Annotated in this window: 16 protein-coding genes and 1 pseudogene; 7 read left to right on the top strand and 10 right to left on the bottom strand. The window is 32.9% G+C overall.

Going from position 1 to position 14494, the window contains the following annotated elements; genetic code table 11:
* Positions 1 to 2 precede the first annotated feature (2 nt).
* The 8 genes from AZF37_RS00795 to aroF all read right to left on the bottom strand — a co-directional run bounded on the left by AZF37_RS00795 (position 3) and on the right by aroF (position 8056).
* Positions 3 to 899 carry a selenium metabolism-associated LysR family transcriptional regulator gene (locus tag AZF37_RS00795; RefSeq protein ID WP_088369154.1) on the bottom strand — a complete coding sequence of 299 codons (897 nt, stop codon included), beginning with the start codon at positions 897 to 899 and terminating at the stop codon, positions 3 to 5.
* A gap of 98 nt (positions 900 to 997) precedes the next feature.
* Complete coding sequence (locus AZF37_RS00790) at positions 998 to 1606, bottom strand: CYTH domain-containing protein (RefSeq protein ID WP_088369153.1); 609 nt, start codon at positions 1604 to 1606, stop codon at positions 998 to 1000.
* Between the two features lie 2 nt (positions 1607 to 1608).
* Positions 1609 to 2751 (bottom strand): chorismate mutase, encoded by a 1143-nt coding sequence (locus AZF37_RS00785; protein WP_088369152.1) that lies wholly within the window; start codon positions 2749 to 2751, stop codon positions 1609 to 1611.
* Positions 2742 to 3845, bottom strand: coding sequence for a chorismate synthase (gene aroC, locus AZF37_RS00780; RefSeq protein WP_088369151.1), 1104 nt, complete (start codon positions 3843 to 3845; stop codon positions 2742 to 2744). Before aroC ends, AZF37_RS00785 begins: the two co-directional genes overlap by 10 nt.
* Positions 3838 to 5133 carry a 3-phosphoshikimate 1-carboxyvinyltransferase gene (gene aroA, locus AZF37_RS00775; protein ID WP_088369150.1) on the bottom strand — a complete coding sequence of 432 codons (1296 nt, stop codon included), beginning with the start codon at positions 5131 to 5133 and terminating at the stop codon, positions 3838 to 3840. The genes aroC and aroA overlap by 8 nt, the downstream gene beginning before the upstream one ends.
* 7 nt (positions 5134 to 5140) lie before the next feature.
* Positions 5141 to 6217, bottom strand: coding sequence for a 3-dehydroquinate synthase (gene aroB / locus AZF37_RS00770; protein WP_088369149.1), 1077 nt, complete (start codon positions 6215 to 6217; stop codon positions 5141 to 5143).
* Positions 6214 to 7047: a prephenate dehydrogenase gene (locus AZF37_RS00765; RefSeq protein ID WP_088369148.1), complete on the bottom strand. Its 834-nt coding sequence runs from the start codon at positions 7045 to 7047 to the stop codon at positions 6214 to 6216. Before AZF37_RS00765 ends, aroB begins: the two co-directional genes overlap by 4 nt.
* Complete coding sequence (gene aroF / locus AZF37_RS00760; RefSeq protein WP_088369147.1) at positions 7040 to 8056, bottom strand: 3-deoxy-7-phosphoheptulonate synthase; 1017 nt, start codon at positions 8054 to 8056, stop codon at positions 7040 to 7042. Before aroF ends, AZF37_RS00765 begins: the two co-directional genes overlap by 8 nt.
* A 462-nt stretch (positions 8057 to 8518) precedes the next feature.
* Between aroF and AZF37_RS11145 the strand changes: the two genes are divergently transcribed.
* The 6 genes and pseudogenes from AZF37_RS11145 (at position 8519) to AZF37_RS11135 (ending at position 12493) form a co-directional block, all read left to right on the top strand.
* Positions 8519 to 9082 (top strand): serine hydrolase, encoded by a 564-nt coding sequence (locus AZF37_RS11145; RefSeq protein WP_245611982.1) that lies wholly within the window; start codon positions 8519 to 8521, stop codon positions 9080 to 9082.
* 131 nt (positions 9083 to 9213) lie between these two features.
* The gene (locus AZF37_RS11140) at positions 9214 to 9669 is read left to right on the top strand and encodes a DUF1958 domain-containing protein (protein WP_245611981.1); all 456 of its coding nucleotides are present in this window, start codon (positions 9214 to 9216) and stop codon (positions 9667 to 9669) included.
* Between the two features lie 487 nt (positions 9670 to 10156).
* A complete protein-coding gene (locus AZF37_RS00740) occupies positions 10157 to 10396 on the top strand; it encodes a DUF2085 domain-containing protein (protein WP_245611980.1) in 240 nt (79 codons plus the stop codon).
* A 215-nt stretch (positions 10397 to 10611) separates the two neighbouring features.
* Positions 10612 to 10998 carry a GntR family transcriptional regulator gene (locus AZF37_RS00735; protein WP_088369144.1) on the top strand — a complete coding sequence of 129 codons (387 nt, stop codon included), beginning with the start codon at positions 10612 to 10614 and terminating at the stop codon, positions 10996 to 10998.
* A gap of 57 nt (positions 10999 to 11055) precedes the next feature.
* Positions 11056 to 11844 carry an ABC transporter ATP-binding protein gene (locus AZF37_RS00730; RefSeq protein ID WP_245611979.1) on the top strand — a complete coding sequence of 263 codons (789 nt, stop codon included), beginning with the start codon at positions 11056 to 11058 and terminating at the stop codon, positions 11842 to 11844.
* Positions 11844 to 12493, top strand: a pseudogene (locus AZF37_RS11135) (ABC-2 transporter permease). The gene AZF37_RS00730 and the pseudogene AZF37_RS11135 overlap by 1 nt, the downstream one beginning before the upstream one ends.
* 221 nt (positions 12494 to 12714) lie before the next feature.
* Here AZF37_RS11135 and AZF37_RS00720 read toward each other — a convergent pair.
* Complete coding sequence (locus tag AZF37_RS00720) at positions 12715 to 13020, bottom strand: hypothetical protein (protein WP_245611977.1); 306 nt, start codon at positions 13018 to 13020, stop codon at positions 12715 to 12717.
* 28 nt (positions 13021 to 13048) lie between these two features.
* Positions 13049 to 14053 (bottom strand): acyltransferase family protein, encoded by a 1005-nt coding sequence (locus AZF37_RS00715; protein ID WP_088369141.1) that lies wholly within the window; start codon positions 14051 to 14053, stop codon positions 13049 to 13051.
* A gap of 177 nt (positions 14054 to 14230) precedes the next feature.
* Here AZF37_RS00715 and AZF37_RS12990 point away from each other — a divergent pair, with 177 nt between their 5' ends.
* Entirely contained in the window at positions 14231 to 14488 is a 258-nt protein-coding gene (locus AZF37_RS12990; RefSeq protein WP_425425434.1) for a hypothetical protein, read from the top strand.
* The last annotated feature ends 6 nt before the right edge of the window (positions 14489 to 14494 follow it).

Here is a 14494-nt window from a genome sequence, read left to right as displayed (position 1 = left end):
TTTCAATCCTTCTGTTTTAGCATAAAATTTAAAAAAGTTTCACTTAAAGGACTCAGTGTTTTAATTTTATGATGTATCAAATATATTTGTCGGTTTAAATCAACATATTTAATTGGTATTTCCTTAATTTCATTTAAAACTATACTATCCCTAGCAACAATACTCGATACCCAAGCAACAGCATTGGAATTCTTTACAGCTGTAATCCCTGCTCTACTGCCACTCAGTTCAACATAATATGGGAAATGGTGCAATTTATAGTTATGTTTATCTAAAGTCTCTTCTATAGTTCTTCTAACACCAGAGCCACGTTCTCTAAGCACCAGCGGGTATTTAACTACATCCTCTAGAGTTACTTCTTCTAATTCAGTTAAAAGATGATCGGTACTTGCAACAAGAATAACCTTATCCTTTTTAAACGCTGTAGACTCAATACGACTATCTTCAAGTTTAGCACCTACAACCCCAATATGAATATCCTCACTTAGTAATTGTTCACCAATATTTTCCGATGGTCCTGTTGAAACAAAAACATCTGCTAATGGATAGGCTTCTTTAAAGCGACTCATATAGGCTGGTAAAATGTATTCTCCAGGCACAGTACTAGCTCCTACTAAAAGTCTACCTTTTTCCATACATTTAAGTTGTTTCATTTCCTCAATTAATTGTTCATGAGCTTTAATAATCTTTTCAGCATACATATAAAATTGCTTGCCTGCTTCAGTGAGTTTAGTGCCTCTTTCTTTGCGTTCAATCAAAACCAAGTCAATTTCATTTTCCAAGTTTTTAATCTGCCAGCTAATTGCAGGCTGAGTCATATAGAGTTCTTTGGCTGCGCCTGTAAAACTCTTTTTTCTTACGACAGTTACAAATGCCAACAAATGTTTATAGTTAATCATAATATTACACCTTTCCAGTGAATTTATTATCTATCATTACTGCATAGTATACCATGAAACTATGATTTTTTCTATTATTACATAAACATTCATTATGACTATATGCCTAAATAAAGAGACACTCCTCTAGCAAACTTGCTTTTCTCTTCCATAGGCAAACCATATTTACTCAAATACGTTTCAATGAATCCAAAGACATCTTCTTCTCTGCCTTCTTTTAATTCTACCTCTACTTCACAAATAGGAGACTGCCGCTTACCAGAAGAAATACGACCATGATCTACTGCTAACTCTAAGGAAGACTCGCCAAACTCAATGTCCATTTTTCTTCTAATGAAATCTGTTTCTAAAATAACATTTAATTTTTCTCCTTTAGTAATGTCCTTCAAGTTTTCTTTTTCTTTTTCAAAAACATCAATAGAGAACTCTTTGTTTTTTAAAGGCACATTCCACTCATTTCTAAAAAACACACCTTTGCTTTCTGAAAAATGACCTGTTTTCAATGTAGCAACGTATTGTCCATTCTCTTTTCTAACACGAAGTGAATATTTAACATTTAAAAGATCAAGGGCTGCTGTATCGTAGTAATAGGCGTGCATAGAAACAATGGAAAATTCCCCAAGACTATTAATTGCCGAATCACTTAAAATGGCTTTCATAAGAGTTTCGTTTTCTACTCCCAACTTAATTTCAAATTCCGTTCCCATATTTATCCCCCTGTATTTTCAATATAATTTCCCTTGAAATGAAATTCCTTACTATTTTCCTTAATTTCAAGTAAAGCTCTTTTGACTTCATTATCTCTTAAATTACCGGAAAAATCAATAAAAAAGACATATTCCCAAGGTGTTCCCAACATTGGCTTAGACTCAATTTTCATTATATTTAAATGATGTTCTGCAATGGTTTTAATAATAGGGTGAAGAGAACCTTGCTTATCATCTAAAACAAAATCAATACTAATTTTATTAGCCTCATCTGATACTTCCATTGATTTTTTAATAATACCAAATCGCGTATAATTCTTTTTATTATGATAAATATTTTCTTTTAGCACCTTTAAACCATAAACTTCTGCTGCCCGTTTACTAGCAATTGCAGCTTTAGATGGATCCTTCCTTTCTTTAACATAAGCAGCACTAATAGCTGTATTAAAATAGGGAACTTGATGCCAAGGTTTATCCTTTAAATATTCGCTACATTGTAAAAAGCACTGGACATGAGAATAGATAGTTTTAATTTCATCAATTGTGCCTATACCTAACAAACAGTGTTCTGCAGCTACTGCTGCTTCACCTACAATATAAACAGGTGATTTTTCAAGCAAGCGCACCGCATCTAACACACCGCCACTTGATGTGTTTTCTAAAGGAATTACACCATAATCAAGACTGCCATCTAAAACCCCATTAACAACTTCCTCAAATGTCTGATAACAAATAGGTTGACTATCTCTAAAATAATCTAAAGCAGCCATTTCTCCATAAGAACCAACCGTACCACTATAACCAACTTTAGGGTTTTTAGTAACTTCTGAAACTGGAAGATTGCCTAAAACAGATTGCCAAGTTGTGGCTTCATTAACTAATAGGGTGCTCTGATAAGAACGACTTATTTGCATGAGCTGTTTTAAAAAATCTTCTAAATAGGGGGCATATTCTTTATTAGATAAGTGAAGAACATTTTTTTCAGTAACCATTTCTTCTCTTTTAGAATCCAGAATAGGAAGATTTCTTTCTTTTTTATAGGTGGCAACTCGACTTGCCAAACCCATTCTTTTCTCAAAAAGGGCTACTAATTTTTCATCTGTTTCATCAATTGTTTTCCTTATTTCATTTAAATCTAACTCCATTTTTTATCCTCCAAATAGGCATTAAACAAAGTAATTGCAACTGCACTTTCGACAACTGGAATTGCTCTTGGAATAATACAAGAATCATGTCGTCCTTCAATAGTTAATATCGTATTTTCCATTGTTACTCGATTAATCGTCTCTTGAGCCTTGCTAATTGAAGGTGTAGGCTTAATGGCAACTTTGCAAATGATAGGCATGCCATTAGTAATACCACCGAGAATACCTCCATTGTGGTTGGTTTTTGTAACAATGCTATTGTTTTCCATTTGAAAAGCATCATTTGCTTCTGAACCAAATAAATCTACTATTTCAAAACCAGCTCCAAAACTGACGCCTTTAACAGCCGGAATAGAAAATAAAAGACTAGCCATTTCACTCTCTATTGAATGAAAAAATGGATTTCCCCATCCAGCCGGTAATCCAATAGCCACACATTCAACAATACCACCTACTGAATCTTTTTCCTTTCTAGCCTCTAAGATACAAGCTTCCATTCTCTCTTCTACACCAAGAGAATCTGAATCTGCTATAACTGGTAATGTTTTATGTCTTAATAATTCTAATTTTTCTTGAGTTAAATCTTCCATCAGAAAAGATCTATCCTCTACATTATGTATTTTTAGAATATGAGAACCAATTGTAATACCCATGTCTCTTAAATATTGTTTGCAGATGCTTCCAGCAAATACAAGTGGTGCTGTTAAACGTCCAGAAAAATGACCGCCACCTCGGTAATCATTATGGTTTCTATAATGGATGGCACCTGAATAATCACTATGTCCTGGTCTCATCTTTTCAACTAATTCACCATAATCCTTACTTTTTGTATCGCCCGTATAAATAAGACCACACAACGGTGCCCCTGTAGTACACCCATTAAAAAGACCACTGACAATTTCCGCTGAATCAGACTCTTTTCTCGGTGTACTCATTTTATTTTGTCCTGGTTTTCGACGATTCATTTCTAACTTAATATAATTTTCATCAATTTTAAATCCTGGCGGTAAACCATCCATAACAATACCAATAGTTTTACCATGGGATTCTCCAAATAAAGACAAGGTAATATTGCCAGTATAAACGCTATTCATTAACAGTGCCTCCTAACATTTTATAGTCTTCCCAAAAATTCGGATAAGATTTCTCTACACTTTCCCATCCTTTTAACGTTATTGGGTGTTCTATTCTCTGGGTTGCCATAGCAAGTGTCATAGCAATTCTATGGTCATTCCAACTTTCAACCACAACATTGCCACCTAGATTAGGAACCCCTTTAATCAGTAATCCTTCAGACTCAACGATAATCTCTCCACCTAACTTATTCAGTTCACTAGCAGAGGATTCTAAGCGGTTTGACTCTTTAATCTTCAGTCTTTCAGCACCTATAATGTGAGTAATTCCCTCACTTAATGTCCCTAGCAAGGTTAAAGCCGGTACTAAATCTGGGCATTCTGTAACATCAATGGTAATCCCTTTTGTTTTAGAGGGATAAAAAACAATTGCTTCCTGTCGTTGTTCTAAGGAGCCACCCATTGCTTCAATAATTGATAAAATGGCCTTGTCTCCTTGTAGTGAATCCTCTTTTAATCCATAACAAGTAATTGGCTTTTTGCCAATCACTGCACCAACTGCATAAAAAGCTACTTGTGAATAATCCCCTTCAACTCTATGGGTACCACTTTTATATTCCTGCCCACCTTTTATTTTAAAACTGATGTAATCAGCAGCCACATTAATTTCAATTCCATAATCTTTCAAAACAGCTAATGTTAAATCAACATAAGGCTTAGATTCTAAAGGTGTTGTCAAAATAATTTCGGAATCTTCAGCCACTAAAGGCAGTGCATAAAGAAGTCCAGTTATAAACTGAGAACTTACATTTCCCCTTATTGGATATATTCCACCAATCAGGTTACCTTTAAGATTTAAAGGTAACAACCCTTGATTTTTTTGATAGTCAATCTCTTTCAAATCAAAAAGCTCGTAATAGACATCTAACGGTCTTTCAACAAGTTTACCTCTACCAATTACAGTAGTTTCCTCTCCTGTTAGTAGAAGGAGAGGAATTAAGAATCTAAGAGTAGAACCAGATTCAGCACAATCAAAAATACCATTGCCTGAAACAAGGGGGCGTCTTACACCTTTAACTACATAATTGCTAATATTATCATTTATAGGTTCTTCTAAAAATAAAACCCCCATACCTTGAAGGGCATTAATAGTACTTACAATGTCAACTGACTTAGCAATATTTTCTATAAAGCTCTGACCCTCACTTAGCGCTGCTCCAATTAAATAGCGATGAGCAAGGCTTTTAGATGGTGGAATGGTAACACCGCCTTCTAATTGGCTAGGTAATAATGTGATCTTACTTTTCATCTCTCTTCTACAATCCTTTACTTAATATTTCTTCAACTTGTTCCTTAGTCATTTCCTGCATATAACTTATCCCTATTTCTTTTAGTAAAATAAGATTTATATGAGAACCAACTACCTTCTTATCATACCATAAAGCCTCTAAAACAGCCTCTTTTTTTTCAGCTGAAAAAACACTTGGTAGGCCTAAGGAAACAACAAGTTCCTTTAAAGAGTCATAGGTTCCTTGTTTAGTTAAACCTAAAGCTTCACTGCCCTTAGTAATAGTACACATCCCAATAGCTACCGCTTCTCCATGAGTATAGCCTTCATATCCTTCCATTTTTTCTATGCCATGAGCAAATGTATGACCAAAATTCAAAAGCGCTCTTCTGCCAGCTTCTTTTTCATCTTCTTCAACTACTGTTTTCTTCCAAAAGCAACAGCGTTCAATTAGTTCATCCATATCTAAAAAATCAAAGTTTTCTTTCCTATAGCTATTTTTTTTCATTAGTTCAAATAAATCTTTATCAAAAATAGCACCATACTTAACTGCTTCTCCCATGCCATCAATAAAAAACTTAGTAGGAAGGGTATCTAGTGTACTACTATCAATAAAAACTGCTTTTGGTTGATGAAAAGCACCTACTAAATTTTTCCCCGCTGGTAAATCTATCCCAACCTTACCACCTACACTGGAATCAATTTGAGCAAGTAGGCTAGTTGGCACCTGAATAAAATCAATGCCTCTTAAATAGGTAGCTGCTACAAAACCACCTAAATCACCAATAACACCACCGCCTAAAGTTATTACTAAATCTTTTCGACTGATGCCTGCCGCCAACATTTTATTATATAGAATAATGGCACTATCTAGAGTCTTGGTTTTTTCACCATGTGGTAAAACCAACTTCTCTACAAAAAAACCTGCATCTACTAAAGACTGCTCTACGAGCTGCCCATAAAAGCCATTTACATTTTCATCTGTAATCATAGCAATTTTCTCACCTTTAAAAACAGACTTTACTTTCTCGCCTAAATTTTTAAGGCTATTCTTTTCTATTGTAATACCATAACTATTTATACCTAGGTTTACTTCTAGTCTCACTGGTCTAATCCTTCCTTAATCTCTCGAGCTTTTCTTAAAAAGATTCTGATGTTTTCTTCATCATCTAATTCAATATAATTTTTCAATTCATCTAAACGTAAAATTAAATGCTCAATCTCCTTAATATTCTCTTCTTTATTGGCTAAAAAAAGTTCACTCCAAAGATTCTCATTAATTTTGGCAACTCGAGTAACATCTCTAAAGCTACCCCCAATAATTTTGTCACTGTCCTTAAGATAATTGCTAATATAGGCACAGGCCATAATATGAGGCAAATGGCTTGTATGAGAAATAAGCTGATCATGAAGTTCTGGAGATAGCTCATAACAAGCGCTTGCACCTAATAAATAGCCTAATTTTTCTATTAAGTGTATAGAGGCCTTCCCGTTTCTTTCTGTAGGGGTAATAATAAAATTGGAGCCGAGAAAAAGCTCTTCTCTAGCTTTTAAAAAACCACTTCCCTCTCTTCCTGCCATAGGATGTGTTCCTAGAAACTCAACCCCTTCACCTAAAATAGCTTGAGCTTCAGCTACAACTCCTTTTTTTATACCACCAACATCAATAATCAGTTGCTTATGATTCAAAATATGTTTATGTTTTCGTAAAAAAGATAAGATAGCTTTGGGATAGAGTGCTAAAATAACAATATCTACTTCTCTTAATATTTCTGGGTTTGTAGACCCTTTTACAATTACGCCTCTTTCTAGTCCTAGTCTAAGGCTTTCTTCATTAGTATCTACGCCGACTATTTTTGTCACCTTGCCTTTAAGGCTGAGTGCTACGGAACCACCAATGAGCCCTAACCCAACAATTCCTATCTTTTTATCCATCGATCTCTGACATTACTTTACGTAACACATTAATTTTATCTACCATTTTAGCAAAAGTTTCAGGTAATAATGATTGTTGTCCATCGCTCATAGCTTCTTCTGGATTATTATGAACCTCCACAGTAATACCGTCTGCACCAATGGCAGCAGCAGCTCTTGAGAGTGGTTCTACTAACCAGTTAATACCGCCAGCATGACTTGGATCAATAACAATTGGCAGATGACTTTTTCTCCTAATAACTGGAACTGCACTTACATCTAAAGTATTTCTTGTCCAGCTTTCAAAAGTACGAATCCCTCTCTCACAAAAAACTACATTTTCATTACCACCAGCCATAATGTATTCAGCTGCCATCAAAAACTCTTCATAAGTAGCACATAGTCCTCTTTTTAAAAGAACAGGAGTTTTTGACTTTCCAACTTCTTTTAGAAGATCAAAGTTCTGCATATTACGTGCCCCAATTTGAATTACATCAACTCTATCACCAAATTTTTCAACTTGCTTTGCAGACATCATTTCAGTAATGATTGGTAAGCCTGTTTCTTTTTTTGCCATTTCCATAATCTCAATACCTTTTTTTCCTAATCCTTGGAAACTGTAAGGGGATGTTCTTGGCTTAAAGGCACCACCTCTTAAGAAATTTGCACCACCTTCTTTGACTGCTTTAGCAATGGTCATAAACTGTTCTTCACTTTCAATAGCACAGGGTCCTGCTATAATTGTAAAATGACCGCCCCCTATTTTTTGTCCATCAATATTGATTACAGAGTCAGCCGGATGAAAAGCTCTATTAGCTTTTTTGAAAGGTTCTTGAATTTTCATTACTTTCTCAACAGCATCATTCATTTCAAGTTGACCAATATTAATAGTACTAGTATCACCTATTAAACCAAAAATAGTTTGTTGTGCGCCTTTTGTAACACTTACTTCAATGCCTTGCTTTTCAACAAGTTCTTTGACTTTTCCTAGGGTTTCCTCGTTAGTACCTAGCTTAAAAACAATAATCATTTTCATTCCTCCAATTTTCTTTAAAGCATAAAAAAGAGACTCTTAAAAGAGTCTCTACCACTACAACTTTACATTTTTATATTCTTATTCTCCGACTCTAATCAATACTATATTTATTTCATTAAAATTTGACCTAAGCTAAAAAAATAGCCTACGCCACTAAAATAAAAGTATTGAGTTGTGATTGATTTTACTTGATTCATAATGCAACCACCTTACTATAGTCTTCGACACTATAATACTACACTGTTCTTATTTATATGTCAACAAAAATATTTTTAAAAATTTAATATTCATTTAAGGTTCAAAGTATATACTATTCATTATATATCAAAAAACCTTTACTGCCTGACGCCCAAAGCCTAGAAAATCATTTAGTCTTTATGAAGTTGATAGGCTAAAATATTCATGCTATAATTATTTCAGCTGTTATTATGTCAACTGAAATGATTTCTTATATTTATGAAGCAAAAAATATTTAAAAATTGGCTAATTATAATCTTTGTGGCACTGATAGCCATAATCCCAGCCACACCTCTAAAAGCTGAAAGAGCTATTGATGTTGCCAGAGAAAAAGGATTTAAACTTGAAGAAAAATATCAACCTGCCGGCTCTATTATTACTGAAATAAACACAGGACAAATCCTTTGGCAGGAAAATGCCAATAAACTATTGCCTCCAGCAAGTATGTCAAAGCTAATGACTCTGTTGCTAGCTTATGAGGCTATTGGAGCAGGAAAATTTAACATAAATACAGTCGTAGCTGCCAATAAAAAACATTTAGATATTTCCAGTCGCCACTCGCTAAGTAATAACAAGATTTTGCCAGGAGCAAGCTATACAGTAAGTGAACTAATTGATTTAATTATTGTGCCTTCTTCTGCAGCTGCTACTTATATGCTTGCTGATTTAATTGAACCCAATCCAGATAAATATGCGGCTCTTTTAAATGAGAAAGCAACTGCTTTAGGAATGACTAACACCACATACTATAACGCTACTATTGGTGTTATTAATAAATATTAACCCCTTATCAACCAACTAATCAATCTCTAACTAATGATAACATGACTTGTGCTTCAGATTATGCTCTGTTATGCACTTATCTTGTTAAAAACTATCCCGATTTATTAAATCACACTAAATCTCCCAATATTGTGGTTAAAAAAGGAACCCATTTTGAAGAAAAATTTGATACCTATCAGCATTCCCTTGAGGGTGCTAAATATGGTTTGAAAGGAACAGATGGCATAAAAACAGGTTCTGCCTTAAAAGGTTTTAACTATTCATCAACTGCTAAACGTGGCGATACTAGGCTAGTAGAAATTGTCTTAGGCGTCTCAACATGGGAAGATCAAGCAGGTGAAGATATTCGTCATTTAATTGGTAATGCTATTATGGAAAAAGCCTTTGCTGAATATGAATATAAAATGATTTTACCTAAAGGTAAACATATCATCAATGAACAAAAAATTATAACAGAAGAGGATTTTTGGGATTGTGTACCAAAAAATCAAGATATTCCACTAACTCTTGAGAGTAACAAAGTAAAAACAAATTTAGAAAGACAATACTTACCAGGCCATGAAGCCCCCCAAATGTGGCTTTTGTAGCTGCACCATTTTCTCTTATTGAGTTTATTAGTGAGCTTTCATCTTTTCAATTAATGCTTTTAATTGCAGCTGTTTTAATAATACTGGTATGTATAATAATATGCATTTGGAGAAGAAATAAAAAACAAAGAAGAAAAACTAAAGGCGGCAGCCAAAAAAGGGAAGACGCTATACTAAAAATCATTCATAAGTACCTTTGTCAATTTTACAATTACCCTGTATAATGATAATAAGATTTTAAAGAAGGTGATGTTATGAACTGTCCAAATTGTCAATCCGACCATGTACATTTAGTCAAGGAAGTTGATACTACAACAAAAGGTTATGGTGCGGGCGAAGGTTTTTGTGGTTATATTTTATTTGGTCCAATAGGTCTTCTCTGTGGTCTCTGCGGTGCTGGAAATAGCCGGCTCCAGACAGCGCGTCATTATTATGAATGTGATAGCCTGTCATTCACGGTTTAACAGCTAATGGAGCGTTGGCTCAAATGGATGGATTTTGGCAAAAGAATAGGTTGCCATCAGAAACCAGATCGAAGTTTTTTATTAATGGCTACCAGTTTCCAGTCTGTGCTCGTTGCACCGGCGTTATTATTAGCTACATTTTAGCAATACCCCTTGTTATGTTAATACCTATTAAACCCATTATAGCCCTCATAGGCTGCTCAATCATGCTTTTTGATTTTGGCTATTACAATTTTCTAAGGTATTTTGCCTTCAACAAATAAGAGACGCCTTATAACTGGCATTTTAGGGGGCGCTGGATTAATGTACTTCTATATCCAAATATTTAAACTAATTCTAAGTCTTTTTATTTAAAACTATAATTATCGAAGGAACTACTACACCTAGTGGTTCCTTTTTTATTATTTTTTTAATAATATATTGACACTACTGTAACTACCGTATATACTCAACATATACAGTAAGGAGAGGAGGATTCATGAATATAATAATAAGCCACTCCAGCGATAAACCTATTTATGAGCAGATAATCACCCAATTAAAACAAAAAATAATTACAGGTGAATTAAAAGAAGGAGACGAACTACCTTCCCTAAGATTTTTAGCAAAGGAATTGCGAATCAGTGTAATTACAACTAAAAGGGCTTATGAAGAACTTGCCCATGAAGAATTTATTATTTCAAGACCAGGGAAAGGCTACTATATAGGTGAAAAAAATATGGAAAAAGTAAAAGAGGTGCAGCTGGATACGATTAAAATCCATCTGGAAAAAGCTATTCAACTAGGGACAACAAGTGGGCTATCACTTAAAGATCTCTATCAAGTAATGACAGCACTTTATGAGAAGAAGATAAACGAAAAATAGTATTGAAGTAAAAACCTTACAAAACATTATTCTGGATTTACCCTAAAAAATATTAACTTGGAGGTACCTTCTGGTTCCATTGTAGGTTTTGTAGGTGAAAATGGATCAGGAAAAACTACAACTTTAAGAGCTATTCTCAATCTAATAAAATATGATGAAGGTCAAATTAAGGTATTAGGCTTGGATTCTATCAAAGATGAAAAAGAAATTAAGGAACAGGTTGGCGTTGTTTTAGATGATCCTTTTTTCTATGAGAATACTAAGCTAAAAGAAATCAATACTGTAATGAAACATATTTATAAAAATTGGGATACAAATCTATATGAAAATTATTTGAAAAGCTTTTCATTAGATATAAACAAAGCTTTCAAAGAACTTTCTAAGGGCATGAAAATGAAATTAAAAATATCTATAGCATTAAGTCATAGACCTAAACCGCTCATACTAGATGAACCTACCAGTGGTTTGGATCCTGTTTCAAGAGAAGATATTTTAGATTTTTTCATGGATTTTATACAGGATGAAGAAAACAGCATCTTTCTCTCATCGCATATTACAAGTGACTTAGATAAAATTGCTGATTATATTATTTTTATCCACAATGGAAATATTATCTTAAAGGAAAATAAAGATATTCTTTTCAGTGACTATGGTCTAGTAAAATCTTCTGAAGAAGATTTTAGAAAAATTAATCCTGAATACGTTGTTAATTATAGAAGCAATGCCTTTTCCTACGAAGTATTAGTTAATAATAAGCAACAGGTGCTAGCTGATCAAACACAGTTAACCATTGAAACAATAACTATTGAAACAATAATGTTATTATTAATAAGAGGTGAGAAATAATGAAGGGTTTACTTATTAAAGATTATATTAATATTAAAAGCTATTTAAAACTCTATTTAATCATGATACTTATTTTCTCTGCTATTACCCTTTTAAATAAAGAACTTTCCATGGTTTATGGCATAAATATTTTTATTACATTAATGATTGTTACAACCTCATTTTCATTTGATACAACTTCAAAATGGAATGAATTCATACTAACTACCCCTATTGCTAAAAAGGATATTGTTAAAGGAAAATATTATTTAACCCTTTTAGTTGCATTAGTATCTTTACTGTTAGCTTTCATTATAGCTCTTATAATGAATCTAACCCCTTTTATTGTCCCTACAGTACATATTATGGAAATTATGTTAACATTAGGTATCATCTTCTGTATTACCTTAATTATGATGGGGGTTTTCTTCCAATTATTTTCAAATTTGGACCAGAAAAAGCTAGATTGATTTTATTTGGAGGCCTTGCTCTAATAATGCTAATCTTATACTTATTGCTACCACTACTAAATTCAATATCCATTAATAAAAATTTAGAAAAGGTATTGCCTATTATCGTTTTAGGAGCACTCCTAATTATAACTATTCTAGTGAGTATAATTTCTTATAAAATTTCGCTGAAAATATTAAAAAATAAAGAATTATCATAATAAAAGTTGAGGCGTAGCATTTAATGCCACGCCTCAACTTTTATTTTTATTATGATTTAAATCAAATCTAACATTATCTATTAAAGAACTTTTAACAAAAACATTTCCTGTGGCTGTTCATAAGGAGTATTATCTAAAAAAAGACTACCTCTGTCTTGATAACCAAGTTTCCTATACAAGTTTCCTATACAAGTTTCCTATAAAAATGTTGTGCATCCTCATTAACCTGAGTAGATGTCATAACCATTTTGTAGCCAAGGCCAACCATTTCTTTTTCCCAAAGAAACATCGCGTCTCGACCTAATCCTTTCCCCGCGCTTGGCTTCAGGAAAATAAATAAGTGTTAAAAAAGGAATTATATCCCACATGAGATTATAACGCATAATCCCAACAGATTCATTTCCATTTGATACTACATAAGCCCGTTTTTCTCGAATTTTTAAAAGAAACTCCTGTTCACTTAACTCCTCATCATATTTAAACCAAAACCCTTTATCATTTTCTAAAGCATATCTCATTTTTACCATCTACCTATCTCCTTCCCAAAAGCTATCGTCACTTTATAAAACCAGCCATTCTAAACAGTTTAGTAAATAAATTAATTATTACTATAGTTCCAATAGCTAGTCCAAAAACGGCAACAACCTGAAGTATATCATTTAAGCTCCGTAAAAAATCAGCTAGAAAGCGACCAGTTAACAACACAAAGAAACCATGAAATAAATAAATATGCAATGTATTTTTACCTATTTCAGTATAAAAGCGATGCTTTGACGTTGTTATTACAAGAAAACATAATGACAATAATAAAGCAACAACTAAATTAATTCCTCTCTGTAATAAGGCTTCCCAAATAGAACTCGATAAGGACCAATAAGAACTAGCCCCATAAAGGGATATAGTTTCCATGTTGCTGCTAAAAACTGCTATTAATATAAATGCAACTAAAAAAATAATCCCAAAAAATATTTTAGTGCTAGTTTGTTTGCTATTTTCAAAGTAAGTCATTTGCTTTTTAGGTAAAAAATAGCCTAGTAAAAAGAAGGAAAAAAATACAATAACTCTAGAAAACGCAAGATAACTGCCAATATCAGGAATAAAGCCTACTAACAAACCTGCAACAATCATTACTATAATAAATCTAAAGGGATGTTTAATTTCTTTAATAAAGGGTATACATAAAGTCCAGATTGCAAATGCTAATAAATACCAAGTAATCCAATAGGGACTCATAATTTGAGGTGTATAAGGAATCTCCGTTCCATGTTGACCAACAAAATAATTAAAAGCAGTATATAAAATTTGAAAAATAATATATAGTTTCAAAAAGTAAAAACTTCTCCTAATTGCTTTCTCAGAGGAATCAATTTTTTGAGAAAAAAAACTACTAATGAAAATAAACAAATGCATGTGAAAAAAATAAATAAAATCGTAAAGAACTTTCAAAAAGCCGCTTGTATAATAAAAGCTGTTAATAAAATGACCTATTACCACTAAAAATATTAGGATGGCCTTCATATTATCAATATAGCTATTTCTTTGTTTTCTTCCTAATTCCATAAAACTGTCCCTACTCCTATCATTTTTTAATCTTACTTAAGAATAATATCAAAAATAGCATTTTGTTTCAAATTTTATATGAAAATTATAATAAAATACTACTTTCTTGAATGAAAGCACCTCGTTGTGTATACTATAAATATCAGAATAAATATATTTGAGGTATTAGTATGCTATATGGTAAAAAATATAAATAAGAATAAAGATGAAGATGAAATTCTAGAACCTATATTTGGCTCTAGAGCAGAATACCAAGATATTCCAAAATATAGACTATCCAATGAATCAATTGAACCAAGGATAGCTTATCGAATTGTCAAAGATGAACTATTGGATGAAGGTAACGCTAGACAGAATTTAGCAACTTTTTGCCAAACTTATATGGAAAATGAAGTAATTACCCTTATGTCAGAAACACTAGAAAAATGCCATTGATAAATC

It is taken from the genome of endosymbiont 'TC1' of Trimyema compressum (genome assembly GCF_001584725.1).
GTDB lineage: Bacteria > Bacillota > TC1 > TC1 > TC1 > TC1.
Note: the sequence above shows the minus strand (reverse complement) of the source record. Positions and strands in the feature narration are given on the sequence as shown.